This window comes from Micromonospora sp. NPDC049201 (genome assembly GCF_055586805.1).
Genome location: NZ_JBVJHM010000012.1, coordinates 213,875 through 239,692, shown reverse-complemented (window position 1 = coordinate 239,692; position 25,818 = coordinate 213,875). Strand labels below are relative to the sequence as shown.

23 protein-coding genes are annotated in these 25,818 nt (G+C 73.1%); 8 read left to right on the top strand and 15 right to left on the bottom strand.

All coding sequences use genetic code 11. The features are described from left to right. Positions 1-102 precede the first annotated feature (102 nt). Together meaB and ACZ6O5_RS25685 are read right to left on the bottom strand one after the other, a co-directional pair. Positions 103-1,095, bottom strand: coding sequence for a methylmalonyl Co-A mutase-associated GTPase MeaB (gene meaB / locus ACZ6O5_RS25690; protein ID WP_465980286.1), 993 nt, complete (start codon positions 1,093-1,095; stop codon positions 103-105). Continuing rightward, positions 1,092-2,291 (bottom strand): acetyl-CoA C-acetyltransferase, encoded by a 1,200-nt coding sequence (locus ACZ6O5_RS25685; protein WP_405090965.1) that lies wholly within the window; start codon positions 2,289-2,291, stop codon positions 1,092-1,094. The genes meaB and ACZ6O5_RS25685 overlap by 4 nt, the downstream gene beginning before the upstream one ends. Before the next feature lie 60 nt (positions 2,292-2,351). Between ACZ6O5_RS25685 and mce the strand changes: the two genes are divergently transcribed. The 4 genes from mce to ACZ6O5_RS25665 all read left to right on the top strand — a co-directional run bounded on the left by mce (position 2,352) and on the right by ACZ6O5_RS25665 (position 8,205). Next, positions 2,352-2,816, top strand: a complete 465-nt coding sequence (gene mce, locus ACZ6O5_RS25680) for a methylmalonyl-CoA epimerase (RefSeq protein ID WP_107157028.1) — start codon at positions 2,352-2,354, stop codon at positions 2,814-2,816. Between the two features lie 296 nt (positions 2,817-3,112). Continuing rightward, entirely contained in the window at positions 3,113-4,468 is a 1,356-nt protein-coding gene (ccrA, locus tag ACZ6O5_RS25675) for a crotonyl-CoA carboxylase/reductase (protein WP_465980285.1), read from the top strand. Positions 4,469-4,743: 275 nt separating this feature from the next. Further along, positions 4,744-6,000 (top strand): DivIVA domain-containing protein, encoded by a 1,257-nt coding sequence (locus ACZ6O5_RS25670; RefSeq protein WP_465980284.1) that lies wholly within the window; start codon positions 4,744-4,746, stop codon positions 5,998-6,000. A gap of 171 nt (positions 6,001-6,171) precedes the next feature. Then, positions 6,172-8,205 (top strand): coiled-coil domain-containing protein, encoded by a 2,034-nt coding sequence (locus tag ACZ6O5_RS25665; RefSeq protein ID WP_465980283.1) that lies wholly within the window; start codon positions 6,172-6,174, stop codon positions 8,203-8,205. A 113-nt stretch (positions 8,206-8,318) separates the two neighbouring features. Here ACZ6O5_RS25665 and ACZ6O5_RS25660 read toward each other — a convergent pair whose 3' ends face one another. The 7 genes from ACZ6O5_RS25660 to ACZ6O5_RS25630 form a co-directional block, all read right to left on the bottom strand. After that, entirely contained in the window at positions 8,319-9,128 is an 810-nt protein-coding gene (locus ACZ6O5_RS25660; RefSeq protein ID WP_465980282.1) for an alpha/beta hydrolase, read from the bottom strand. A 66-nt stretch (positions 9,129-9,194) separates the two neighbouring features. Next, positions 9,195-9,527 (bottom strand): hypothetical protein, encoded by a 333-nt coding sequence (locus ACZ6O5_RS25655; protein WP_281938573.1) that lies wholly within the window; start codon positions 9,525-9,527, stop codon positions 9,195-9,197. A 79-nt stretch (positions 9,528-9,606) separates the two neighbouring features. After that, positions 9,607-10,656 carry a hypothetical protein gene (locus tag ACZ6O5_RS25650; RefSeq protein ID WP_465980281.1) on the bottom strand — a complete coding sequence of 350 codons (1,050 nt, stop codon included), beginning with the start codon at positions 10,654-10,656 and terminating at the stop codon, positions 9,607-9,609. Beyond that, positions 10,653-11,147, bottom strand: a complete 495-nt coding sequence (locus ACZ6O5_RS25645) for a SigE family RNA polymerase sigma factor (RefSeq protein WP_465980280.1) — start codon at positions 11,145-11,147, stop codon at positions 10,653-10,655. Before ACZ6O5_RS25645 ends, ACZ6O5_RS25650 begins: the two co-directional genes overlap by 4 nt. Before the next feature lie 39 nt (positions 11,148-11,186). Beyond that, on the bottom strand, positions 11,187-12,977 hold the full coding sequence (locus ACZ6O5_RS25640) for a 3-hydroxyacyl-CoA dehydrogenase family protein (RefSeq protein ID WP_465980279.1): 1,791 nt from the start codon (positions 12,975-12,977) through the stop codon (positions 11,187-11,189). Positions 12,978-13,099: 122 nt separating this feature from the next. Then, positions 13,100-14,164, bottom strand: a complete 1,065-nt coding sequence (locus tag ACZ6O5_RS25635) for an alpha/beta hydrolase (RefSeq protein ID WP_465980278.1) — start codon at positions 14,162-14,164, stop codon at positions 13,100-13,102. A gap of 182 nt (positions 14,165-14,346) precedes the next feature. After that, the gene (locus ACZ6O5_RS25630; RefSeq protein WP_465980277.1) at positions 14,347-14,793 is read right to left on the bottom strand and encodes an FHA domain-containing protein; all 447 of its coding nucleotides are present in this window, start codon (positions 14,791-14,793) and stop codon (positions 14,347-14,349) included. A gap of 240 nt (positions 14,794-15,033) precedes the next feature. Here ACZ6O5_RS25630 and ACZ6O5_RS25625 point away from each other — a divergent pair, with 240 nt between their 5' ends. After that, positions 15,034-16,536 (top strand): aldehyde dehydrogenase family protein, encoded by a 1,503-nt coding sequence (locus tag ACZ6O5_RS25625; RefSeq protein WP_465980276.1) that lies wholly within the window; start codon positions 15,034-15,036, stop codon positions 16,534-16,536. 102 nt (positions 16,537-16,638) lie between these two features. Here ACZ6O5_RS25625 and nucS read toward each other — a convergent pair whose 3' ends face one another. Further along, complete coding sequence (gene nucS, locus ACZ6O5_RS25620; RefSeq protein ID WP_281937565.1) at positions 16,639-17,298, bottom strand: endonuclease NucS; 660 nt, start codon at positions 17,296-17,298, stop codon at positions 16,639-16,641. Positions 17,299-17,369: 71 nt separating this feature from the next. On the opposite strand from nucS, the gene ACZ6O5_RS25615 reads away from it, so the two are divergent. After that, entirely contained in the window at positions 17,370-17,987 is a 618-nt protein-coding gene (locus ACZ6O5_RS25615) for a DUF4126 domain-containing protein (RefSeq protein WP_465980275.1), read from the top strand. Positions 17,988-18,045: 58 nt separating this feature from the next. Here ACZ6O5_RS25615 and ACZ6O5_RS25610 read toward each other — a convergent pair whose 3' ends face one another. The 5 genes from ACZ6O5_RS25610 to ACZ6O5_RS25590 all read right to left on the bottom strand — a co-directional run bounded on the left by ACZ6O5_RS25610 (position 18,046) and on the right by ACZ6O5_RS25590 (position 23,920). Next, on the bottom strand, positions 18,046-18,342 hold the full coding sequence (locus tag ACZ6O5_RS25610; protein WP_281937569.1) for a DUF1540 domain-containing protein: 297 nt from the start codon (positions 18,340-18,342) through the stop codon (positions 18,046-18,048). Positions 18,343-18,461: 119 nt separating this feature from the next. Next, positions 18,462-20,456 carry a protein meaA gene (locus ACZ6O5_RS25605; RefSeq protein WP_465980274.1) on the bottom strand — a complete coding sequence of 665 codons (1,995 nt, stop codon included), beginning with the start codon at positions 20,454-20,456 and terminating at the stop codon, positions 18,462-18,464. A 112-nt stretch (positions 20,457-20,568) separates the two neighbouring features. Next, positions 20,569-22,722, bottom strand: a complete 2,154-nt coding sequence (locus ACZ6O5_RS25600) for an FtsX-like permease family protein (protein ID WP_465980273.1) — start codon at positions 22,720-22,722, stop codon at positions 20,569-20,571. Next, entirely contained in the window at positions 22,719-23,399 is a 681-nt protein-coding gene (locus ACZ6O5_RS25595) for an ABC transporter ATP-binding protein (protein WP_465980272.1), read from the bottom strand. Before ACZ6O5_RS25595 ends, ACZ6O5_RS25600 begins: the two co-directional genes overlap by 4 nt. Continuing rightward, a complete protein-coding gene (locus tag ACZ6O5_RS25590) occupies positions 23,396-23,920 on the bottom strand; it encodes a PadR family transcriptional regulator (protein WP_465980271.1) in 525 nt (174 codons plus the stop codon). The genes ACZ6O5_RS25595 and ACZ6O5_RS25590 overlap by 4 nt, the downstream gene beginning before the upstream one ends. An 85-nt stretch (positions 23,921-24,005) precedes the next feature. Here ACZ6O5_RS25590 and ACZ6O5_RS25585 point away from each other — a divergent pair, with 85 nt between their 5' ends. Both ACZ6O5_RS25585 and ACZ6O5_RS25580 read left to right on the top strand, forming a co-directional pair. Continuing rightward, the gene (locus ACZ6O5_RS25585; RefSeq protein WP_465980270.1) at positions 24,006-24,851 is read left to right on the top strand and encodes an ABC transporter ATP-binding protein; all 846 of its coding nucleotides are present in this window, start codon (positions 24,006-24,008) and stop codon (positions 24,849-24,851) included. After that, entirely contained in the window at positions 24,851-25,696 is an 846-nt protein-coding gene (locus ACZ6O5_RS25580; protein WP_465980269.1) for an ABC transporter permease, read from the top strand. Before ACZ6O5_RS25585 ends, ACZ6O5_RS25580 begins: the two co-directional genes overlap by 1 nt. The last annotated feature ends 122 nt before the right edge of the window (positions 25,697-25,818 follow it).

The window sequence follows — 25,818 nt, the reverse complement described above, 5'->3', positions numbered from 1 at the left end:
CAAGCCGACGAATCCCCTAGAAGACACCACGGTCAGTCAGAGGGTGAGTCAGACCGGCCGGGTGACCCGCTCCCACATCATCACTGTCAGGGGGTCAGGGGGTCAGGGGGCGAGTTGGGTGAGGAGGTCGTCGGCGGCGGCGTAGGGGTCGAGGGCGCCCTGGGCGACCTTCGCGGCCAGCTCGGGGAGCTGCGTACCGTCGCGCAGTGAGCCGATCCGGGCGCGGAGCGCGCCCAGCGCGATCGCCTCGATCTCGGCGGCGGCCCGCGCCTCCCGGCGACGGCGCAGCTCGTCGTGGCGCTCCAGCCAGTCGCGGTGCTTGTCGATCGCGGCGGCGATGTCGTCGATGCCCTCGGCGCGGGCCGCGATCGCGCGCACCACCTGCGGACGCCACTCCCCCGGCCCACGCTCGCCCAGCGCGATCATGCCCTGGATGTCGCGGACCGTGGCGTCCGCGCCGTCCCGGTCGGCCTTGTTCACCACGAACACGTCGGCGATCTCCAGGATGCCGGCCTTGACCGCCTGGATCGCGTCGCCCATGCCCGGCGCGAGCAGCACCAGCGTGGTGTCGGCAAGCGAGGCCACCTCCACCTCGGCCTGCCCCACCCCGACGGTCTCCACCAGCACCACGTCGCAGCCGGCGCCCTCCAGCACGCGCACCGCCTGGGGCGTCGCGGCGGAGAGCCCGCCGAGGTGCCCCCGGCTGGACATGGAGCGGATGTAGACGCCGGGATCGGTGGCGTGGTCCTGCATCCGGACCCGGTCACCGAGGATCGCCCCGCCGGTGAACGGGCTGGACGGGTCGATGGCCAGCACACCGACCCGGTGACCGCGCGCCCGCAGCGCGCGTACCAGCTCGTTCGTGGTGGTCGACTTGCCCACGCCCGGCGAACCGGTCAGCCCGACCACCTGGGCGTGCCCGGCGTACGGCGCGAGGGCCGCCGCGACCTGCGGCAGCACCTCGTCGCCGGACTCGACCAGGGTGATCAGCCGGGCCACCGCACGGGCGTCGCCCGCGCGGGCCCGCTCGACCAGCAGGGGTACGTCGCGGCTGCGGCGCACCGGAGGGGTGGCCGGGTTGGTCACGTCACTCACGCGTGCGACTCGCCGCCCGTCGGCACGTGGATGATCAGCGCGTCGCCCTGGCCACCACCGCCGCAGAGCGCCGCCGCGCCGGTGCCGCCACCGCGCCGCTTCAGCTCCAGCGCCAGCGTGAGCACCAGCCGGGCGCCGGACATGCCGATCGGGTGGCCCAGCGCGATCGCGCCGCCGTTGACGTTGACCTTGTCCGCGCTGATCCCGAGGTCACGGGTGGACTGGATGCCGACCGCGGCGAACGCCTCGTTGATCTCGATGAGGTCGAGGTCGTCCAGGCTCAGGCCGCCCTTGCGCAGCGCGTGGTTGATGGCGTTGGACGGCTGCGAGTGCAGGGAGTTGTCCGGCCCGGCCACGTTGCCGTGCGCGCCGATCTCGGCCAGCCAGGTGAGGCCCAGCTCGGTGGCCTTGGCCTTGCTCATCACGACCACCGCGGCGGCGCCGTCGGAGATCGGCGAGGAGCTGCCGGCGGTGATGGTGCCGTCCTTGGCGAAGGCGGGACGCAGCCGGCCCAGCGACTCGGCGGTGGTGTCCGGCCGGATGCCCTCGTCCTCGCTGACCACCAGCGGGTCGCCCTTGCGCTGCGGGATGATCACCGGGGTGATCTCCTCGGCGAAGTGGCCGTTCTTCTGGGCGGCGGCGGCGCGCTGGTGGCTGGCGGCGGCGAAGGCGTCCTGCTCCTGGCGGGTGATGCCGTGCTTCGCGCCGTGTCGCTCGGTGGACTCGCCCATCGAGCAGCAGTCCCAGGCGTCGGTGAGACCGTCGAGCGCCATGTGGTCCTTGACCGTGACGTCGCCGTACTTGTAGCCGGAGCGCTGCCCGAGCAGCAGGTGCGGGGCGTTGGTCATCGACTCCATGCCGCCGGCCACCACGATGTCGAACTCGCCGGCCCGGATGAGCTGGTCGGCCAGCGCGATGGCGTCCAGCCCGGAGAGGCACACCTTGTTGATGGTCAGCGCCGGGGTGGACATCGGGATGCCGGCCTCGACGGCGGCCTGGCGGGCCGGGATCTGCCCGGCGCCGGCCTGGAGCACCTGCCCCATGATCACGTACTGCACCTGGTCCGGGGCCACGCCGGCGCGCTCCAGCGCGGCCTTGATCGCGATGCCACCGAGTGCGGTCGCGGGGAGGTCCTTGAGGTTGCCCAGCAGGCGCCCCATCGGGGTTCGCGCGCCGCTGACGATCACCGAAGCCATGCCTGCCTCCGAGGGGTGCCGACCTGTACGCCTTAACGATTGTTCGGTCAGACTAGCGCCATGGCTGAGAACTCCCCCGTCGAGCCCGCTGCCGAGTTTGTCACAGACATCGGCCTGCGCCGCATCGACCACGTCGGGATCGCGGTCGCGGACCTGGACGCCGCGATCGACTTCTACCAGCGCACCTTCGGGATGCGCTGCGTGCACACCGAGACCAACGACGAGCAGGGCGTACGCGAGGCGATGCTGGCGGTCGGGCCGGACGCCTCCGGCGGCATGGTGCAGTTGCTCGCCCCGCTCTCGCCGGACACCACCATCGGCAAGTTCCTGGACAAGCGCGGGCCGGGCATCCAGCAGGTCGCGTACACGGTGGCGGACATCGACGTGGCCTGCGCGGCGCTGCGCGAGCGCGGCGTCCGGCTGCTGTACGAGGCGCCCCGGCGCGGCACGTCGGACTCCCGGGTGAACTTCGTGCACCCGAAGGACGCCGGCGGCGTGCTGATCGAGCTGGTCCAACCCGCCTGAGGCGCAAGGAAGGGCCCCTTGTTAACAGACGTCTGTTAACAAGGGGCCCTTCCTAACAAGTGGGAACACGCGCGGCCATGCGCGGTGGCGCGTTCCCACGGACATCTCCACGCATCGGCCGATGCAGTTTTTCACACAGCCCTTCCGACCCAAGCTACCGTTCAGTAACGTCCCGGCCCACAGGAGCGCGACCGGTGCCGGATGTGTCGATTGCCGACATGGCGGTCCCGTCGCACCGGCGCCGACGATGGCAGCACCCCTGCCCCGGTGCGGGTGCTGACGAACGGGAGGTCACCGTGCAGGACATCCTTGAAGCGATCATGGCGACGGAGGGCTCGGCGCGGCCGGAACGGGAGCTTGCCGGCCTGGCCGGCCTGCCGGTGCCGGAGAGCTACCGGGGCGTGGTGGTGCGGGCCGAGGACACCCGGATGTTCGAGGGCATGGCCACCCGGGACAAGGACCCGCGCAAGGCCCTGCACGTCCAGGAGGTGCCCACCCCCGAGCTGGGGCCGGGCGAGGCGCTGGTCGCGGTCATGGCCAGCGCGATCAACTACAACACGGTGTGGACCAGCATCTTCGAGCCGCTGCCCACGTTCAAGTTCCTCCAGCGTTACGGCCGGCTCTCCGAGCTGACCCGCCGCCACGACCTGCCGTACCACGTGGTCGGCTCGGACGCGGCCGGTGTGGTGCTGCGGACCGGCCCCGGCGTGACCCGGTGGAAGACCGGTGACGAGGTGGTCGCGCACTGCCTGTCGGTCGAGCTGGAGGACGCCGCCGGCCACGACGACACCATGCTCGACCCGCAGCAGCGGATCTGGGGCTTCGAGACCAACTTCGGCGGCCTGGCCGAGCTGTGCGTGGTCAAGGCCAACCAGCTCATGCCGAAGCCGCGCCACCTGAGCTGGGAGGAGGCGGCCAGCCCCGGGCTGGTCAACTCCACCGCGTACCGGCAGCTCGTCTCGCACCACGGCGCGAACATGAAGCAGGGCGACGTGGTGCTGATCTGGGGCGCCTCCGGCGGCCTGGGCGGCTACGCGACCCAGATGGCGCTGGGCGGCGGCGCGATCCCGGTCTGCGTGGTCTCCTCGCCGGAGAAGGCCGAGCTGTGCCGGCGGATGGGCGCCGAGCTGGTCATCGACCGCACCGCCGAGGGCTTCCGGTTCTGGTCCGACGAGCACACGCAGGACCAGGACGAGTGGCGGCGCTTCGGCGAACGGATCCGCGAGCTGACCGGCGGTGAGGACCCGGACATCGTCTTCGAGCACCCCGGCCGGGAGACGTTCGGCGCCAGCGTCTACGTCGCCAAGAAGGGCGGCACGATCGTCACCTGCGCCTCCACCAGCGGGTTCCTGCACCAGTACGACAACCGCTACCTGTGGATGCACCTCAAGCGCATCGTCGGCAGCCACTTCGCCAACTACCACGAGGCGTGGCAGGCCAACCGGCTCGTCGCGCTCGGCAAGGTGCATCCGACGGTGTCGAGGACGTACCCGCTGGAGCAGACCGGTCAGGCCGCGTACGAGGTGCACCGCAACGCGCACCAGGGCAAGGTCGGCGTGCGCTGCCTGGCGCCCACCGACGGGCTCGGCGTCCGGGACACCGAGCTGCGCTCCCGGCACGAAAGCGCGATCAACCGGTTCCGCGGGCACTGACCGTACGGCGTCGACGGATTGCCTTTCCGGCGGAGCGGGACGCCATTCGACTGTCGCCCGGACAGTCATGAAGACAGTCGTGAACACAAAGGGCCGCGGGCACCCGTCCGCGGCCCTTTCCCGCTGACCGTCCGGCACCACCGTCCGGCCCGGGACCTGCCAAGATCGCCGATTGGTCCGGTCCCCCGGCCGACAGAAGTTGACCATGTAAAGAGGACGCGAAAGCTGCCGACCACTCTTGCGAACCACCCTGGGGGGTCTGCGAGTATGTCCCAATGCCCCAGCAGCAGTCCTCCCCTCTTGCGTTCTTCGATAACGCGAACTCACAGCCCGATTTCACTGTTGGCCTGCGCGGATACAACACCAACCAGGTCGACGACTTCATCGGCCGGCTGAGCGCCGCACTCAGCCAGTCCGAGCAGGCCCGCGCCGAGGCCGAGCAGCGGATGAACGACGCCCAGCGCCGGCTCCGCCAGGCCGAGCAGCGCCAGGGCGCGCTCGAACAGAAGCTCACCGAGACCAACAAGCAGCTCGAGGAGAACAGCCGGCCGACCCTCTCCGGCCTGGGCACCCGCGTCGAGCAGATCCTGCGGCTGGCCGAGGAGCAGGCCAACGACCACCGCAACGAGGCCAAGCGCGAGTCGGAGGGCATCCTCTCCGCCGCCCGCCTGGAGGCGCGCGAGATCACCGACAAGGCGCGCGCCGAGGCCGCCGCCATGAAGGCCACCGCCGAGCGGGAGGCCGGCACCGTCCGCACCGCCGCCGAGCGGGAGGCCGCCGAGGTCCGCGTGCAGGCCCGCCGGGAGGCGGACACGCTGCGCTCCGACGCCGACCGGGAGACCAAGCAGCTGCGTACGGTCACCGCGCACGAGGTGGCCGAGCTGAAGTCGACGGTCGAGCGGGAGGTCGCCACGCTGCGCGCCACCGCCGAGCGGGAGATCACCCAGCAGCGGGCCAAGGCCGCCCGGGAGGCCGAGGAGAAGCGGGCCGAGGCGACCAAGCTGCTCACCGACGCGCGCGACAAGCGCGACAAGGACCTCCAGGCCCTGGAGCTCCAGCTCGCCGAGCGGCGCGAGAAGTCCGAGCGCGAGGAGTCGGCGCGGCACGCCGCCCAGGTCACGCAGACCCAGAAGATGGTCAACGAGGCCGAGCAGCGGGCCCGGGCCGCCCAGGAGCGGGCCAAGGAGATCGAGCAGCGGGCCGAGTCGCGCCGGGTCGAGTCCGAGCGCACCGCCAACGACACGGTCGACAAGGCCAAGGCGCTGGCCGACAAGACGCTCAACGAGGCGCGGGCCGAGGCGCAGCGGGTGCTCAACGAGGCCCGCACCGAGGCCGAGCTGACCACGCAGGCGGCCCGCCGCGAGGTCGAGGACCTGACCCGCCAGAAGGACGCGGTCACCTCCCAGCTCGGGCAGATGCTCTCCGGCCTGGCCGGCATCGTGCCGGGCGTGCCGGCGGGCGGCAACAAGGCGGCCGAGGCGCCGAAGGCCGACACCTCCGGGCAGAAGGTCACGGCCGAGTCGGCCGGCTGAGCCACCACCCGCTGACGGGGCATGAGCCACGGCGCGGGGTGACACCGGGTGACCGGTGCCGCCCCGCGCCGTCATGCTTTCCCCGGCCCGTTTCGCCACGAGGGTGAAGTAGGTCCCAGAAGGGGCGTCCGTATCGCCCCCGTGGAGGCGGAGGCGTGTGAGGATGGGGGCATGTCGCACGGCGAGGAACTGTTCGCGCTCGGCGGGGACGTGACCACGGAGCCCAGCTTCGAGTCCGCGCTGCGGGGATACGAGAAACGACAGGTCGACCGCTACGTCGCCCGCGCGGAACACGAGATCGCGGCGCTGACCACCGAGCGGGAACAGGCGTACACCCAGATCCACAAGCTCGCCGGCCAGGTCGAGGTGCTCCAGCGCGATCTCGCCCAGGTGCGCAAGCAGGTCGGTGTGGTGGACCGCGCCTCGTTCCGGCACCTCGGTCCCCGGGTCGAGCAGATCCTCACCATGGCCGAGGAGCAGGCCGACGACATCCTCGCCGCCGCCAACGAGGAGATCGAGGCCCGTCGGGCCGCCGCCGAGCACATCGTCGAGGAGGCCCGGGAGCAGGCCGCGCAGGCGCTCAAGGACTTCGAGATCGCGCTCGCCGCCCGCCGCGCCGAGGAGGAGCGGCACACCGCGAGCCGCAAGGCCGAGGCGGAGGCGACGCTGAAGGCCGCCAGGGACGAGTCCGCCAAGCTGCGTACGGCTGCCCAGGACGAGGCCGAGAAGCTGCGCCGGGCCGCCCAGGACGCGCTGGCCAAGGCGCAGCAGGAGGCCACCCAGCTACGGGACACCGCCAAGGAGATCCACGCCCGGGCCCAGCAGGAGGCGGCCCGGCTGCGCGAGGCGGCCAAGGAGGTGCTGGCCAAGGCGCAGCAGGAGGCCAACCAGCTCCGCGAGGCGGCCAAGGAGGTGCACGTCAAGGGCCAGCAGGAGGCGAAGCGGCTCACCGACGCCGCCGCCGAGGCGGGCCGGGCCACCCACGCCAAGGCGCTCGCCGAGGCCAAGAAGATCGTCGACGACGCGGAGGAGGCCGCCAAGGCCACCCGCGGCCGGGCCCGCACCGAGGCCAGCCGGCTCACCACCGAGGCCACCGAGGCCGGTAAGCGCAACCGCGCCGAGGTCGAGGCGTACGTGCAGCGGATGCGCACCGAGACCGAGGCGTACGTGCAGCAGTCCCGCGCGCAGACCCAGCAGGAGCTGGGCGCGTGGCGGGCCGGGGTGGAGAAGGAGGTCGCCGGCCAGCGCGAGAAGGCGGAGAAGGAGCTGGCCCAGCGCCGCGCCGCCGCCGAGCAGGAGTTCGCCAAGCGCCGCGACGAGCTCGACAAGCAGCACACCAGCCGGCACGAGGAGCTGGAGCAGGCGTACGCCGCCCGGCGCGACGAGATCGAGCGCAACGCCGCGAGCATCCGGCAGGCCGCCGAGGAAGACGCGCTCACCATGCGGCAGCAGGCCGAGCTGGAGGCCGCCGAGCTGCTGCGCCGGGCCGAGGCGGACGCCACCGAGCAGCGCCGCCGGGCCGACGAGCACGTGGCGGCCTCGCGTCGCCAGTTCGAGGAGTACGCGGCCACCACCCAGCAGCACCTGGCCACCACCCAGCAGCACCTCGCCGCCACCCAGCAGGAGGTGGCCGCCGGCCGGCAGCAGCTCGCCCACGTGATGCTGGAGATCGCCACGGCGCAGCAGGAGCTGGCCGACCTGCGCACCGCGACGTGGAAGTCCCGGCAGGAGTCCGACGACCTGGAGCGCCGGCTCACCGAGCTGCGTCGGGACGCCGACTCGGCCGGCATCTCGGCCACCCCGGTCGACCCGGCGGAGCTGGCCACCGCCGCTACCGGCGGCCGGCCGGCCGGGGACGGCGTACCCGTGGGTGGCGGCGCCCCGGTGGGTCGTGGCCCGGCGAGGGGCACCGCCACGGTGACGGCCAACGGCGCCGGGCCGGAGCCTGGCGGGACCCGGTCGGCCGGCGAGCCGGCGGAGGCCGGCACGGCGAAGCCGATCGCGGAACCGGTGACCACGATGGACTCGGCCGCCGGCGCGGGTGTCGACGGGGAGCCCACCGTGGCCGCCGTGCCGGGCGAGGGTGGCCGGGGCGCCACCCCGACGAAGATCACCAGCACCGGCGAGAACGGCAAGCGCCCGACCAAGCCCACCACCGACGAGCGCAGCGCCAAGCCCAGCGCGGTCACCGTCGACAAGGACTGACCCTCCTCGGGAGTGATCAAGGAGTTCGCATCACAGTCGATCTCCGCGATGACGCACACCCCTTGATCACCCATCCCCGTCCACGCGGGGGAGGGCGGCCGGCTGGGTGAGCGCTACTCGGCGCGCCGCTGGGCGGGGCCGGGGACCGGGGTGTCGGCGAACGCGGCGACCGTCCGGTCCGCGTACGCGCTGACGTCGCCGGTCTCCATCGGGCCGTCCCAACTCGTCGGCAGCGGCACCGGCACGCCCGGGGCGACGCGCCGGACGATCTCGTCGAGCGCCTTCTCCGCGTCGCCGACCCAGAGGTGCTTGGCGCCGTCCACGCCGACCACCTCGGCCTGCGGCACGGCGGCGAACCGCTGCCGGGCCTCGTCCGGGCGCAGGTAGTCGTCGAACTCCGGCACCAGGGCGGTCAGCGGTCGGCCCGACTCGGCCCAGACCGCGAGATCCTCCGGGGCGGAGAAGCGCAGCGGCGGGGAGAGCAGGATCGCGCCGGCGACAGCCGGGTCGCAGCCGTACTTCAGCGCCAGGTCGGTGCCGAACGACCAGCCGACCAGCCAGATGTTCGGCAGCTCGTGGAACTCGGCGTACTCGATCGCGGCGGCCACGTCGAACCGCTCGCTGACGGCGTTGTCGAACGCCCCCTCGCTGGTGCCTCGGACGCTGCTGGTGCCCCGGGTGTTGAACCGGAGCACGGCCAGGTCGGCCAGCGCGGGCAGCCGCCAGGCGGCCTTGCGCAACACGTGGCTGTCCATCATCCCGCCGTGGGTGGGCAGCGGGTGCAGGCACACCAGCGTGCCGACCGGCTCGCGGTCCACCGGCCGGGCCAGCTCGCCGACGAGCGTCAGCCCGTCGGCGGTGTGCAGCTCGATGTCCTCCCGGCGGCCGGGCAGGATCGACGACGCGCGAATCGGAGTGCTCACCGTGCCAGTGTCCCGCGCCGCCGGCCCCGCCGCCCGCCGGGGCGGGAACCGGGTGATCCAGATCGCTCAGCCGTGCCGGGGGGCGCCCCGGCCGCGCTGGAGGTTGGGGGCACGCCGGTCCCGGGCCCGCCAACAGCCGCTGTGCCAGTGCCGGCGGTCGGTCAGGTCACCCCGGTCGTCGGCCGGCCAGGCCACCAGGTGCGCCACGCCCGGACGGATCTCCTGGTCACAGCCGGGGCAACGGTACGTCTTGGCGGACGCGCCGCCGCTGATCCCGCGCACCTGCCAGTCGCCGTCGCGCCACTGCTGCACGGTCGACACGCCGTGGCGGGCTCGTTCGGCGTCCAGGCCGGTGGTCTCGTCCCGGCGGGGCCGATTGCGACGGGGGCTCACGGTCACCAAGCGTACGGCCCGCATTCGGGCGATCCTGGTACGGCCCCGCGCTTCCGGGACGGCTCCGTACCAGGATCTCGCACGGTCAGGGCCACGTCGTCAGGTCGGACGGATCCTTCGCCAGTCGCGCGTCGGCAAGCAGCATCCCCGCCTCCGCCTCGGTGAATCCGGGCGCCGCCGCGCCGACGGTGGCCCTCAGCTCCACCTTCGGGACGCCGACCAGGTCGAGCGTCCATCCACCAGGCACCAGGTACGCCGGCCGGCCGGCGTACGACCGGTTGGCCTTGGTGCTCGTGCCGGCGCCCACCGCGTAGCGATACCAGACGGTCATCGTCGCGCCGTTCCGCATCACCGAGAACTGGGCGGTGACCAACTTCGGGTACGAGGAGACGTCGGCGCGGCACGAGTTGACCATCGATCCGTTCGGAAGCGCGTCGATCCGGACCGGTGCGGCGCACCGGCGCGCCTCGTCCCATCGGAGGGCGTTCACCGCTCGGGCCAGCACCGAGAGGTCACCGCTGCTGGTGGCCGCGCGGGCGAAGACTCCCGGTGCGGGCTGCCAGGACTGGATCCAGGCGACGGGTGTGCGACCGTCCGTGCCGACCCTGGACCAGCGCTCACCGTCGAACCCGAGCCGTTCCCGGCTCACCTTCGCCGAGAACCCCTCGATCTCGCGGACGTCGAGTTCCTGCCGGGAACGCGCCACCTGCACCGTGACCGGCGGCCCGTCCCCAGTGTCCACCTGGACCGACTCGACCTGGCCGAGGACCTCCCAGTTCAGGTAACGGACCTGGGTCGGGTCGACGCCGAAGTGCAGCACCCGCGGGTCGGCGCCGATCCGGGCCGGGTCGGTGGCCGCCCCCGGCACCCCGTCGGCCGTCGGCGGCACCGGGGGCGTCGCCGGCGTGGTGGCGGTCCAGGGCAGGCGCCCCGCCAGCCCGCCCACGTCCGCCCGCTCCACCCCGACGAGGCCGAGCACGCCGACCAGGGCAACCGCGGTGCCGGCGGCGGCCCGGCGGCGCGCCTGCCGACGCCGACCGAGCGTGCGGGAACCGCGCAGCAGGCGGCCGGTGTCGGTCTCCCCTTCGGCGTGCTCCCGCAGCACTGAGGCGATCCGCTGGTCGAGGTCGGTCACGGCCGGCTCCCCTTGGTCGTCGGGACGCCGCAGCGCTCCCGGAGGTGGGCGAGCGCCCGCATCGCGTGGGTGCGGACGGTGACCGGGGAGCAGTCGAGGATCTGGGCGATCGTCGCGTCGTCCAGGTCCTCGTAGTAGCGCAGCACGAGCACGGCGCGCTGGCGGTCGGGCAGGGCGCGGATCAGCCGCCACATCTCGTCCCGGTCGGCCGCCTCGTTGTCGAGGTCGCCCCGCTCGGGCCGCTCGGCGAACGTGTCCATCGCCAGCTCACGGTTGGACCGCCGCCGCCACCAGGAGTGGTTGGCGTTGACCAGCATCCGGCGTACGTACACGTCGGGCCGGTCGGCGCGGGCGATCCGCCGCCAGTGCACGTACGCGCGGGCCAGCACGTCCTGGGTCAGGTCCTCGGCGCGGTGCGCGTCGCCGGTCAGCAGCCGGGCCAGGCGTAACAGGGCCGGGCCCCGGCTGCCGACGTACTCCTCGAAGGTCACACCCTCATGACGCCGTCACCGGCGCGGGCCGTTGACCGGTCAGCGGCTGGTGTGGTCGCGGAACCCGCGACCGCTCTTGCGGCCCAGGTAGCCGGCGGTGACCAGGTGCTCCAGCAGCGGCGCCGGCGCGAAGCCGGGCTCGCGCAGTTCCAGGTACAGCTCCCGCTGGATGGCCAGCGAGACGTCCAGGCCGACCACGTCGAGCAGCTCGAACGGGCCCATCGGGTAGCCGCAGCCGAGCTTCATCGCGTGGTCGATGTCGTCGGCGGTGGAGTAGCTGGCCTCCAGCATCTTCACCGCGTCGTTCAGGTACGGGAAGAGCAGTGCGTTGACGATGAAACCGGACCGGTCGCCGCAGACCACGCCGGTCTTGCCGAGCGTGGCGCAGACCGCGCGGGCGGTGGCGGACGTCTCGGCGGAGGTGCGGATGGTCCGCACGATCTCCACCAGCGGCATGATCGGCGCCGGGTTGAAGAAGTGCAGGCCGATCACGTCGGCCGGGCGCTGGGTGGCCATCGCCACGTCGATCACCGGCAGCGACGAGGTGGTGGTGGCGAGCACCACGCCCGGCTTGCAGATCTCGTCCAGGCTGGCGAACAGCGCCTTCTTGACGCTCAGCTCCTCGACCACGGCCTCGACCACCAGGTCGACGTCGGCGAGGTGCTCCAGCGTGGCGGACCAGGTGATCCGGCCCAGCGCGGCGTCCCGGTCGGTCTCGGCGAGCTTGCCCCGGACGACACCCTTGTTGAGCGAGGTCTTGACCGTCTCGCAGACCTTGGCGGACTTCTCCGCGCCCCGGGTCACCGAGATGACCTCGTAGCCAGCCTTGGCGAAGACCTCGATGATGCCGGTGGCCATGGTCCCGGAGCCGACCACACCGACCTTCGCGACCACGCGCGCGCCGTCGGCGGTCGCGGCCTCCGCGGCCATCGGCGTGTGCTCGTCGGGTACGACCTTCGGCGAGCCCGGCCGCTCGTAGGTGTAGAAGCCGCGGCCGGACTTCCGGCCCAGCAGCCCGGCGGTGACCATCTGCTTGAGCAGCGGGGCCGGGGCGTGCCGGCGGTCCCGGCCGCCGCGCCGGTACATCGTGTCCAGGATCTCGTACGCGGTGTCCAGGCCGATCAGGTCCATCAGCGCCAGCGGGCCCATCGGCAGGCCGCAGCCGAGCTTCATGGCGGCGTCGATGTCCTCGCGGGTGGCGTAGCGCGCCTCGAACATGCCGACCGCGTGGTTCAGGTAGCCGAAGAGCAGCGCGTTCGCGATGAAGCCGGCCCGGTCGCTGATCGTCACGTCAACCTTGCCGAGGCGGGCGCAGAGCGCCTCCACGTCGGCCACCACCTCGGCGGAGGTGACCACCGTGCGAACCACCTCGACCAGCTTCATCACCGGGGCGGGGTTGAAGAAGTGGATGCCGATGACCTGGTTCGGCCGGGTGGTGGCGACCGAGATCTCGGTGACGCTCAGCGACGAGGTGTTGGTGGCCAGGATGGCGTCGGGCTTGCAGACCCGGTCCAGCTCGGCGAAGATCCGCTGCTTGAGGTCCAGGTGCTCGGGCACCGCCTCGATCACCAGGTCCACGTCGTGCAGCGCGCCCAGCCCGACCCGGAAGTCCACCCGCGCCAGCAGCGCGTCCCGGTCGGCCTCGGCGAGCTTGCCCTTGGCCACCGCGCGGTCGGTGGAACCGGTGAGCGTGACCCGGCCGCGTTCCAGCGCGGCATCGGAGATCTCCACCGCGGTCACGTCGACGCCGTTGCGGGCGAACACCTCGACGATGCCGGCACCCATGGTGCCCAGACCCACCACGCCCACCCGGGTGAACTCGCGCGCCACGACCGGCCTCCCTCGGTTGCCTCCGCCGTTGCCGACATGAACGGCCGCTAAGGTTATGCGCCGGAGTCTGCCACGTGACGCTGTGTTGTCGAGACGCGGTGGGATATTTCACGCACCACGTCTCACGCGGGCGCGGTCACCCCGGCGAGCGCCAGCAGCTCGGCGACGAACTCGGCCGGCCGTTCCAGGTGCGGGCTGTGCCCGCAGCCAGGCAGCGCCACCTCCCGGTACGACCCGCCGGCCGCCGCGTACCGGTCCAGCACCGCGCGGGTCTGGCCGACCATCGGCTGCGGCGGGCACCCCTCGGCGCCGGGCCAGCCGGGCACGATCCCGAGCTGACCGAGGTACGCCAGGTCGAACAGCGAGGTGTCCGAGACGATCACGTCGGCGTCGCCGCGTACCCAGGTCACCGGCGGCTTGACCGGCACGGCGACCAGCTCGTCGGCGAGCCGGAAGTGGGTCGGGGCCAGCGCGTTGAGCACGCCGCGCCGCCCGGCGGCGGTCCCCGGCCAGTGGTCCGAGGCGGCCGCGGTGCCGGGATAGTTGTCGTCCCCGGTGGCGGTGGTCAGCATGCTCGCCAGCAGCAGGTCCTCGTGGTCGCCGAGCGACGCCGGGTCGGCCACGTACGCGGCGCGCAGCACGTTGCGCGGGCTGGTGGGGCCGTCGGCGCCCCGGTCACCGGCGGCGAGCCGGACCACGAAGTCCGGGTTCGCGCCGCCCGCGCCGGTGCCGGCGAAGTCGGGCGTGGTGGGAGCGCCGTCGAGGTCCCGGGTGCCCCCGAAGCCGTACGGGGACACCGGCGCCGCCAGCAGCAGCCCGGCCACCCGTTCCGGCCGGTCGACGAGCAGCCGCATCGCCACGCCGCCGCCGAGCGAGTGCCCGACCACCACCGGCCGGGCGCCGGGGGCGAACAGCCCGGGGGTGTCGAGCAGGGCGGCCACGTCGTCGGCGAAGTCACCGACGCCGCGGGTGGCGTCGACCGGCGCGGTGTCGGTCTCGCCGTAGCCACGCAGGTCGGGCGCGACCACCCGGAGCGTCGCCGGCAGTTCCGGCAGCAGCGGCTCCCAGAACGCCGACGACGAGACGTTGCCGTGCACCAGCAGCACCGGCACGCCGTCGAGGGGCCCGGCCACCCGGACCGCCTGGGTGATGCCGTTGGCCTGGACCGTGTGCCGCGCGCTCCGCATCAGCGCATGCTGGCACACCGCCCGCCGGGAAGCCATGTGCCCGCCCCACACACCGCCGCCCCACCCCGCGCGCCCTGTTTCACGGAAGGTGCGGCCATTCGGCCCGCGACAGCCACACTTTCCGTGAATTCGCGCGCACGGCGAACGCGTGAGTGCGCGAGTGCGCGCGTTCGTGCGTTCGGTCAGCGGGCGTCGGCGGGCTGCGCCTCGCGGGACTCGATCGACTGTCGGGGCGCCGGGACCGGCAGCGGCAGCGTGGGCCGCTGGTCGCGGCGGGGCGCGCCGAACGTCATCCCGACCGGGTCGGTCAGGGCCACGCCGGGGTCGTAGAGGCGCAGGTCGGTGCGGCCGAGCCGGACCACGTCCCCGTCGGAGATCGGCACGCTGCCGGTGATCCGGATGTCGTTGAGCCAGGTGCCGTTGGTCGAGCCGAGGTCGGTGAGCAGCACCCCCTCCGCGGTGGCCTGGATGGTGGCGTGCCGCCGGCTCAGGTGCGGGTCGGCGAGTACGACGTCGGCGGTCGGCGCCCGGCCGATCACCTGCACGCCCCGGCCGACCCGAAATCTGAGCCCCCGCATCGCCCCGCCCGACACCGTCAGCAACGGCATCAACTCCGGATGCTCCTCCATGGACAGTCGACCTCCACCCCACATCGCCCCGCGGCGTCAGCCTGCCACCTCACCGTAGTGGCTCCCACCACCGCGCGGTCACCACCGCGACCCCGCCCGGTCATCTCCCGTTCGCCGTTCGGCTGGCGGGGAAGGGCGCGATCGGCCATCACGTACGTCGATATGACGACCGTCGGTCCGGGCAGCGTAGCGGGCCTCCGCCACCTACCCATGAGTAATATTCGGGTCTAGACTTCGGCCATGACCGCAGTGCATCTCCCCGGAACCCCGCTCATCGAGGCCGGTCGACTGGTGTCGACCAGCCCGGCGACCGGCGCGGAGGCCGGGCGGCTCCCGGTGGCGACCGAGGCGGACGTGCGCGCCGCCGTCGCCCGGGCCCGGCCGGCCGGCGAGTGGTGGGCCGGCCTCGGCTTCACCGGCCGGCGGGACCGGCTCCAGCGCTGGCGCGGCGTGCTCGCCCGGCGCATCGAGGAGCTGGCCGACCTGATGCACACCGAGGGCGGCAAGCCGGTCGGCGACGCCGTGGTGGAGATCCTCACCGCGCTGGAGCACGTCGACTGGGCGGCCCGCAACGCCCGGCGCGTGCTCGGGCCCCGACGGGTCCGCTCCCGGCTGATCCTCGCCGAGTTCACCGGCCACCTGGAATACCAGCCGTACGGCGTGGTCGGCGTGATCGGTCCGTGGAACTACCCCGTCTTCACCCCGATCGGCTCGGCGGCGTACGCGCTGGCCGCCGGCAACGCGGTGGTGTTCAAGCCGAGCGAGTACACCCCGGCGGCGGGCCAGTGGCTGGTCGACCGGTTCGCCGAGGTGGTGCCGGAGCAGCCGGTGTTCCAGGCGGTGCACGGGCTCGGCGACGTCGGCGCGGCGCTGTGCCGTTCCGGCGTGGCGAAGGTGGCCTTCACCGGCTCGACCGCCACCGCGAAGAAGGTCATGGCGGCCTGCGCCGAGACGCTCACCCCGGTGCTGCTGGAGGCCGGCGGCAAGGACGCCATGATCGTCGACTCGGACGCCGACCTGGACGCCGCCGCCGAGGCGGCCGTCTGGGGCGGGCTGACCAACGCCGGCCAGACCTGCATCGGCATCGAGCGGGTCTACGCGGTCGACCAGGTCTTCGACGCGTTCGTCGACAAGGTGGTGGCGAAGGCCGGCCGGCTGACCGTGGGCGCCGACGGCACCGACCTCGGCCCGATCACGATGCCGTCCCAGATCGACGTGATCCGGCGGCACATCGACGACGCGGTCGCCCGGGGCGGCCGGGCGGTGCTCGGCGGCCCGGAGGCGGTCCAGCCGCCGTACGTGCACCCGACCGTGCTGGTCGACGTGCCGGAGGACTCCGCCGCCGTTCGCGAGGAGACGTTCGGGCCGACGCTGACCGTCAACCGGGTCCGCGACGTCGACGAGGCCGTCGAGCGCGCCAACGCGCTGCCGTACGGGCTCGGGGGTTCGGTCTTCGGCCGGGCGCGGGCGGTGGCCGTGGCGCGGCGGCTGCGCTCCGGGATGGCCTCGGTGAACTCGGCGCTGACCTTCGCCGGCATGTCCACGCTGCCGTTCGGCGGCACCGGCGAGTCCGGCTTCGGGCGGATCCACGGCGAGGACGGGCTGCGCGAGTTCGGCCGCCCCAAGGCGGTCACCCGCCGCCGGGCCCGCTCACTGCTGCCGGCCATGACGTTCGAGCGCACCCCGGCCGACGTCGCCCGCCTGGTCAAGGTCGCCAAGCTGATGTACGGCCGGAAGCGCTGACCGCCCGGGCCGGGCGGTCCCGGCTCAGCACAGCGTCAGCTCGTCCCGGCTCAGAACAGCGTCAGCTCGTCCCGGCTCAGAACAGCGTCAGCTCGTCCCGGCTCAGAACAGCGTCAGCTCGTCGCGCTCGATGCCGCGCAGCTTGTCGTAGTCGACCACGACGCAGCGGATGCCGCGGTCGGCGGCGAGCACCCGGGCCTGCGGCTTGATCTCCTGCGCGGCGAACACGCCGGTGACCGGCGCGAGCAGCGGGTCCCGGTTCATCAGCTCCAGGTAGCGGGTGAGCTGCTCCACCCCGTCGATCTCGCCGCGCCGCTTCACCTCGACCGCGACCGCGCCGGCGTCGGCGTCCCGGCAGAGCAGGTCGACCGGCCCGATCGCGGTCATGTACTCCCGCCGGACCAGCGTGTAGCCCTCGCCGAGCGTGCCCGGGTTGGCGGCGAGCAGCTCCTGGAGGTGCGCCTCCACGCCGTCCTTGCGCAGCCCGGGGTCGACGCCCAGCGCGTACGAGGTGTCCTGGAAGATCTCCTCCAGTGTGATGCGCAGCTCCTCGCCGGCCTTGTTGACCACCCGCCAGACGCCGGGCGCCTCCTCCAGCCGGCATGGCGGGCTCATCCAGTTCAACGGCTTGTAGGCCCGGTCGTCCGCGTGGATCGACACCGAGCCGTCCGCCTTGACCATGAGCAGCCGGGTGGCCGGCGGCAGGTGCGCCGAGAGCCGTCCGACATAGTCCACCGAGCACTTCGCAATGACCAACCGCACCCGACGAGGGTAGCCGAGCCCTCGACCGACGCCGACGAGCGCCACTGGCGCACCGGTGCCATTCTGAAATCGTGCTCGAAGTCCTCACCGGTTCCGGTCTCGCCGCCTCGGCGGGCCTGAACGCCTACATCCCGCTGATGCTGATGGGCCTGCTGGCCCGCTACACCGACCTGATCGAGCTGCCGAGCGGCTGGCAGTGGCTCGGCAACGGCTGGGTGCTGGCGATCCTCGCCGTCCTGCTGGCGGTCGAGGTGGTGGCCGACAAGGTGCCCGTGGTCGACCACGTCAACGACATGGTGCAGACCGTGGTCCGGCCGACCGCCGGCGGCCTGGCCTTCGGCGCCGGGTCCGGCTCGGAGACGGTCACGGTCAGCGACCCGGACACGTTCTTCTCCACCCACCAGTGGGTGCCGGTGGTGGTGGGCGTGTTGATCGCGCTCGGCGTGCACCTGCTCAAGGCCGCCGCCCGGCCGGTCATCAACGCCACCACGGCCGGTTTCGGCGCACCGGTAGCCAGCACCGCCGAGGACGCGACGAGCGTGGTCATGTCGGTGGCGGCGATCCTGCTGCCGGTGCTGGTGCTGGTGTTCGCGGTCGGCCTGGTGGTCTTCGTGGTCTGGGTGTTCCGCCGCCGGAAGGACCGCCGCCGGGAACGCGCGGCGGCGCGGGCCGCCGGCTTCCGCGTCTGACCGCGCCGCCGGCTTCCGCGTCCGACCGCCGGCTTCCGCGTCCGAGCGCGCCGGTCGCTCAGCGGCTGCGGTAGGTCATGCAGTCGGCCATGTCGTTGTCCGGGCCGACGGTGATGGCGGGGGCGTGGCACTCCAGGTCGGAGTTGTGCTGGCAGTCGGCGCGGGAGCAGGCGCCGACCTGCGCGACGAGCTGGTCGATGCCGCCGCGCACCGGCAGCTCCACGAACGTGTGGCAGTGCGCGTGGTCGCTGCTGCCGATCGTGATGGCGAACGCGTGGCAGTCGTTCGTGTGGTTGTAGGCGCAGGATCGGACGGCGCACTCCTGGACCCGGGGCATCTCCATCGACGCGGTCATCTTTCCGCCCTTCCGTGGGTGTCTTGCCCCACTTTAGGGCTTTCACCGCTTTAGCGGGCCGGATCCGGCGTCAAGCGGGTGCCAGGCCTCTACCGGAGGCGTTAAGCAGGGGCCCCGCCTTACATCCGCTCGCGGATGACGGTGACCAGCTCGTCGATGATGCCGGTGAGCGCGAAGTCCTTCGGCGTGAACACCCGGGCCACGCCGGCGGCCCGCAGCGTCTCCGCGTCGGCGGGCGGGATGATGCCACCGACCACCACCGGCAGGTCGCCCCGGCCGGCCGCGCGCAGCCCGTCCAGCACCGCCGGCACGGCGGCCAGGTGCGAACCGGAGAGCACGGAGAGCCCGACCAGGTCGACGTCCTCCTCCACCGCGGCGGCCACGATCTGCCCGGCGGTCAACCGGATGCCCTGGTAGACCACCTCGAAGCCGGCGTCGCGGGCGCGTACCGCGATCTGCTCCGCGCCGTTGGAGTGCCCGTCCAGCCCCGGCTTGCCGACCAGCAGCCGCAGCCGGCCGGTGCCCAGCTCCCGCGCGGTGGCGGCGACCCGCTCCCGGACCGCCGCGAGGTTCGCGTCGCCGCCGGCCCCGGCCGCGCCGGTCAGCCCGGTCGGCGCGCGGTACTCGCCGAACACCTGGCGCAGCGCGCCGGCCCACTCCCCCGTGGTCACCCCGGCGGCCACGCAGGCCAGCGTCGCCGGCATCAGGTTCACGGTGGTCGCGGCGTCCGCGCGCAGGCGCGCCAGCGCGGCGTCGACCGCCGCCGCGTCCCGGCCGGCCCGCCATTCGCGTACGCCGGCCGCGGCAGCCGCCTCGACCGCCGGGTCCACCTGCTCGATCGCCTCGGCGCCGGCCGCGGTCAGCGGGGACGATTCGGTCTCGGTGAACCGGTTGACGCCGATCACCACGTCGGTGCCGGCCTCCATCCGCCGGCGCCGGTCGGCCAGCGAGGCGACCAGCGCGCTCTTGAGGTAGCCGGACTCCACGGCGGTCACCACGCCGCCCATCTCCAGCACCTTGTCCAGCTCGACCCGGGCACCGGTGACGATGTCGTCGACGAGCGCGGTCATCACGTGCGAGCCGTCGAACAGGTCGGGATATTCGAGCAGGTCCGACTCGTACGCCAGCACCTGCTGCATGCGCAGTGACCACTGCTGGTCCCACGGGCGGGGCAGGCCGAGCGCCTCGTTCCAGGCGGGGAGCTGCACGGCGCGGGCCCGGGCGTCCCGGGACAGCGTGACGCCGAGCATCTCCAGCACGATGCGCTGGATGTTGTTCTCCGGCTGCGCCTCGGTCAGGCCCAACGAGTTGACCTGCACGCCGTAGCGGAACCGGCGCTGCTTCGCCTCGGTCACGCCGTAGCGGTCGCGGGTGATCTCGTCCCAGAGCGCGCCGAACGCGCGCATCTTGGCGATCTCCTCGACGAAGCGCACACCGGCGTTGACGAAGAAGGAGATCCGCTGGACCACGTCGCCCATCCGCTCGGCCGGCACCTGGCCGGAGTCGCGCACGGTGTCCAGCACGGCGACCGCGGTGGCGAGCGCGAAGCCGACCTCCTGCACCGGCGTCGCACCGGCCTCCTGGAGGTGGTACGAGCAGATGTTGACCGGGTTCCACCGCGGCATCTCGCGCAGCGTGTACGCGATGACGTCGGCGGTCAGTCGCAGCGAGGCGGCCGGCGGGAAGATGTACGTCCCCCGGGAGAGGTACTCCTTGATGATGTCGTTCTGCGTGGTGCCGGCGCAGCGGCGCAGCTCGGCGCCCTGCTCGACGGCGGCCGTGCCGTAGAGCGCGAGCATCCACATCGCCGGCGCGTTGATGGTCATCGAGGTGTTCATCTCGGCCAGCGGGATGCCCTCGACGAGCGTGCGCATGTCGCCGAGGTGGGCCACCGGCACGCCGACCCGACCCACCTCGCCGGCGGCCAGCTCGTGGTCGGGGTCGTAGCCGGTCTGGGTGGGCAGGTCGAACGCGACCGACAGCCCGGTCTGCCCCTTCGCCAGGTTGCGGCGGTAGAGGGCGTTGGAGGCCGCGGCGGAGGAGTGCCCGGCGTACGTGCGCATCACCCACGGGCGGTCCCGCTCCGGCAGGCGTGCCGGCATCGCGTCGTCCATGGCCGGAGTCTAAGTTACCGTTCAGTAAAATCGGCTGTGCAAAACCACACAGTTGGATGTCCGCGCCGGTGGGTCGGCCGGGCCCGCACATGTGGCCGACCCACCGGGCGGGTCACTCGCTGCGGGCGGTCTGCGGGCCGGTGACGCGTTCCAGCAGTGGCAGCGTGGCGGCGATGACGGCCAGGCAGCCGAGCAACCCGACGGCCACCACGGCGACGAAGCCGACCCCGGGCAGGCGCAGGTCGTAGTGCATCTGCGCGCGTAGGAACAGGTGCGCGGCGATCAGGCCCATCCCGACCGCGACCGCGGCGACGGTCAGCATCGGCACCACGCTCTCCAGCGCCACCACCCGGCGCAGCAGCCGCACCGGCGCGCCGCTGAGCCGCAGCAGGCTGAACGGCCGCTTCCGTTCGCTGAGGCCGGCCGCCACACCGACCGCCAGGCTGCATCCGGCGAGCACGAGGCTGGCCACCACGACCACGTCGGCCAACCGCTGCCAGCCCCGCATCGTGTTGGCGAAGTCGGACTCGAAGTCACCTGGCACGTTCGGCGCGACCACGTAGGCGGGGAACGCGGCCTCGATGACCGTCCGGGCCCGCTCCACCGTGGCCGGACCGTCCGCGTCGAGCGCCACGGATTCCACCGGCAGCCGCGCGAGCGCGGCCGGGTCGACCGTCGACGGCGACCAGACCCGATCCGCCGAGGCGGACTCCAACCAGGGCACCAGGTCCGGCGCCACCTCGGCCACGACCGCCCCGGCCGGACACCGCCCGTAGGCCGGTGGGATGTCCGCGCAAGCGATCACGCCGGGCTCGCGGTCGCCGCCGTGCACCGGGTTCTCCCGGACGACCACCGGGTCGCGCACCCCGGGGACCGCGGCCAGGTCGGCCAGCAGCGTGGCGGGCACCGGCGCGTCGTCCCCCAGATAGAAGGACAGCCGACCCGCCTCCAGCGAACCCCGGGGGGCCGGACCGCGCTCGGCGACGATCGTGCCCATCACGCCGACCGCCACTGTCGTCACGAAGAGCGCGAGCATCACGCCGCTGACCGCCCGGAAGCCGGCGGCCGGGTTGTCGGCGAGCCGGCGGGCGGCGATCAGCGCCGCCGGTCGGCTGGCGCGGGCCGCCAGCGCCCGCGCGCCGACCATGGTCAGCCACGGCCCGCCGGTGACCAGCCCGGTCATCACCAGCAGCAGGGACGGCAGGAAGAGCGCGGTCTGACCGTCGCCGGTGACGGGCCGGTAGAGCAGGCCGAGGCCCAGGCCGGCGAAACCGAGCACGAGCGGGATCAACCGGTACGCCCGCGGCGGCCTCGGCGTCACCCGCCGGGTGACGCCGAGCGGGGAGATCCGCACCCGGCGCAGGGCGACCCGGGCCGCGACCGCCGCGCCCGCCGGCACCCCGAGCGCCACCAGCAGGACGTCCGGCACGCCGAGGGCGAGGTCGTCGGGGAAGTACGGCATGCCGGTGAACGGGATCCCGGCGAGCTGCGGGCGGAACGCGAGGAACAGCGCGAAGCCGACCGCGGCGCCGACGGCCGCGGCGAGCGCGGCTTCCCCGGCCGCGACCACCGAGATCTGTCGTGGGGTGGCCCCGACCAGGCGCATCGCGGCGAAGCGTTGCTCCCGGCGGGCGGCGCCGAGCCGGGTCGCGGTGCCGATGAAGATGAGCACGGGGAAGAGCAGCCCGCCGGCCACCACGCCGAGGATGAGGTCGATCGCGGTCTCCGGCAGCGGTGCCTGGTTGCCGTCCAGCCGGGTGACCTCCCGGACCCCGGCCAACGCGCCCACCTGGTCTCTGGTGCCGCCGACGAGGATGAGCAGGGCGTCCGGCGAGGTGAGCGCCGCCGGACCGATGATGCCGACGTCGCGGCCCGGGTAGCGGTCGGCGAGCTGGTCGGCCGGGGTGGTGGCAAGCAGTTTCCGCATCGCCGGGGAGGCGTACCACTCACCGGGGCCGGGGGGCCGGGGCACCCCGACCGGGGTGGGCGCGGTCGGCCCGGTGGCGGCGACGTCGACGCGGAGGATCTGCGCGCCGTGGAAGTAGTCGTACCGGGTCGACCAGAGCAGCGGATCGGCGGTTCCCCCCGCCGTCTCCTGCGGGTACATCGCGGCGTACCGGCCGAGCTGGGTGTTGGTGGCGTGCACGCCGGCCACGGTGGTGAGCAGCAGCCCGGTGCCGATCGCGACGGCGGCGGCGATGACCACCAGCCGGACGAGCGCCTCCCGGCCGCCCGCGACGGCGAGCCGCAGCGCGAGGGCGATCACGAGGCGACTCCGGCCGGGGCGTTGATCCGGCCGTCCCGCACCACGACCTCCTGGTCGGCGTACGCGGCGACGCGCGGCTCGTGGGTGACCAGGATGACGGTGGTGCCCTGTTCCCGTGCGGTGTCGACGAGCAGGGTCATCACCTCCTCGCCGGTGAGCGAGTCGAGCGCGCCGGTGGGCTCGTCGGCGAAGAGCACCTGCGGGCGGGCGACCAGGCCCCGGGCCAGCGCGACCCGCTGGGCCTGCCCGCCGGACAGCTCGCCCGATCGCCGGTGCTCCAGACCGGCCAGCCCGAGCCGCTCGAACCAGCCGTGCGCGGCCCGCAGCGCCGGCCCGCGCCGGATGCCGCCGAGCAGCAGTGGCAGCGCGACGTTCTCCGCGGCGGTGAGTTCGGGGACGAGCTGGCCGAACTGGAAGACGAACCCGAAGCGGTCCCGCCGCAGCGCGCTCCGGTCGGCCTCGCCGAGCGTGTCGATCCGCACGTCGCCGAAGCGGACCTCGCCGGAGTCGGGCACCAGGATGCCGGCCAGGCAGTGCAGCAGCGTCGACTTGCCGGAGCCGCTGGGCCCCATCACGGCGACGACCTCACCGGCCTCCACGGCCAGGCTCGCGCCGCGCAGGGCGGGGGTCTCGCCGAACGCGAACGTGACGTCGCGGGCCTCGATCGTCACGGTCATCGCCGGACCTCCTTCCGCAGCGCGTCGAGTCGGACGCCGGTCGCCTCGATCCATCGCAGGTCCGCCTCCAGGTGGTAGAGGCCGTGGTCGGCGAGCATCACGTCGACCAGCCCGCCGTTCCGCTTGACCTCGGTCAGCTCGCGCATCCGGTGCAGGTGGGCGGCGCGCTGGGTGTCCAGGTACGCCTCGGCCGGACGATCAAGCATCAGCGCGAGCACGACCTTGGCGAACAGCACGGTCTGGAGGTGGGGTTCCGGTTCCACCGGCTCGGTCAGCCAGTGCTCCACCTCGGTGGCGCCCCGGTCGGTGATCACGTAGCGCTTGCGGTCCGGCCCGGCACCGGGGGCGACGTCGCTGACCATCACCTTGCCGTCCCGGGCCAGCCGGCTCAGCGTCGAGTAGACCTGCCCGTAGGGCAGCGGTTTGCCGCGCCCGAAGAACGTGTCGTAGTCGCGTTTCAGGTCGTAGCCATGGCTCGGTTCGCGTTCGAGCAGGCCGAGCAGGGTCAGGGGAACGGTCATGCGGCGATACTACACCGAGTGTATACCTCGCGTATATAGCTAACCCCGGGACCGGGCCGAGGGCCGCAGGACGCACACTTGAGCCATGGACCAGCAGCTCGCGATCTCGGTACGGGGACTGCGCAAGACGTACGGCGACAACGTCGCGGTGGCCGGGGTGGACCTGGACGTCCACCGGGGCGAGGTGTTCGCCCTGCTCGGCCCGAACGGCGCGGGCAAGACCACCACTGTCGAGATCCTGGAGGGCTACCGGCACCGCGACGCCGGCGAGGTGCGGGTGCTCGGCACCGACCCGGCCCACGCCGACGCCGACTGGCGGTCCCGGGTCGGCATCGTGCTCCAGGGCACCGGCGAGTTCGACGAGCTGACCGTCGGCGAGGTGGTCCGGCACTTCTCCGGCTTCTACCCCGGCGCCGACGACCCGGCCAAGGTGGTCGAACGCGTCGGGCTGGGCGCCAAGGCGAAGGCGCGCACGCACACGCTCTCCGGCGGCCAGAAGCGCCGCCTGGACGTGGCGCTGGGCATCATCGGCCGCCCCGAGCTGCTCTTCCTCGACGAGCCGACCACCGGCTTCGACCCGGAGGCCCGGCGCGAGTTCTGGGAACTGATCCGGGACCTGGCCGCCGCGGGCACCACCATCGTGCTCACCACCCACTACCTGGACGAGGCCGAGGCGCTCGCCGACCGGGTCGGCGTGATCGCGGCCGGCCGGGTGGTGGAGGTCGCGCCGCCGAACATGCTGGGCAACCGCCAGGAGTCGCTGGCGACCGTCTCCTGGCGTAACCCGGACGGGACGCCCGGGTCGGCGCAGTCCGCGACGCCGACGGCGCTGGTGTACGACCTGGCCGCGCGCTTCGGCGGCGAGGTGCCCGGCCTCACCGTGACCCGGCCGACCCTGGAAGACGTCTACCTGCGGATGATCGGACACTGATGACCACCACGACGAAGCCGACGGCCCCGGTCGTCGCCGCACCGGCGCGGCGGACCGGCGCGGGCGCGCTGGCGCTGCGCCAGGGCCGGCTGGAGATCACCCAGTTCCTGCGCAGCCGGGAGTCCGTCGTGTTCACGATGGGCTTCCCGATCATCATGATCCTGATCTTCGCGGCGATCTTCAGCGACGAGATCGCCCCGGGCGTCAGCTACACGCAGTACTTCATCACCGGCATGATCGCGACCGGCCTGATGACGGTGAGCTTCCAGAACCTCGGCATCTGGATCCCGATCGAGCGGGACCGGGGCGTGCTCAAGCGCTACCGGGGCACGCCGATGCCGAAGTGGGTCTGGTTCGCCGGCAAGGTGATCATGGTGGTGGTGATCGGCGTCGCCGAGACCGCGCTGTTGCTCGCCGTGTCGGTGGCGCTGTTCGACCTGGACCTGCCGCAGACCGCCGCCAAGTGGCTCACGTTCGGCTGGGTCGCCGTGCTCGGCGTCACCGCGTGCACGCTCTGCGGCATCGCCATCTCGTCGCTGGCCCGCACCGCCCGCAGCGGCTCGGCCGTGGTCACCCCGGTCGCGTTGGTCCTCCAGTTCATCTCCGGCGTGTTCTTCGTCTTCACCAGCCTGCCCACCTGGATGCAGCAGGTCGCGGCGATCTTCCCGCTGAAGTGGATGTGCCAGGGCCTGCGTTCGGTCTTCCTCCCGGACAGCTTCGGCGGCCAGGAGCCGGGCGGCTCGTTCGAGCTGGGCACGGTCGCGCTGGTACTCGGCGCGTGGTGCGTGATCGGCCTGATCCTCTGCCTGACCACCTTCCGCTGGACCACCCGCCGCGACGGCTGAGGTGTAAGGAGGGGCCCCTTCTTAACGCCTGGCGTTAAGAAGGGGCCCCGCCGTACCCCGGGGGGGGGGCCCCGGCCGGCGTGGGGCGCCCGGTGGGGCGGGCGGCGGGGCGGGGCGCCGCC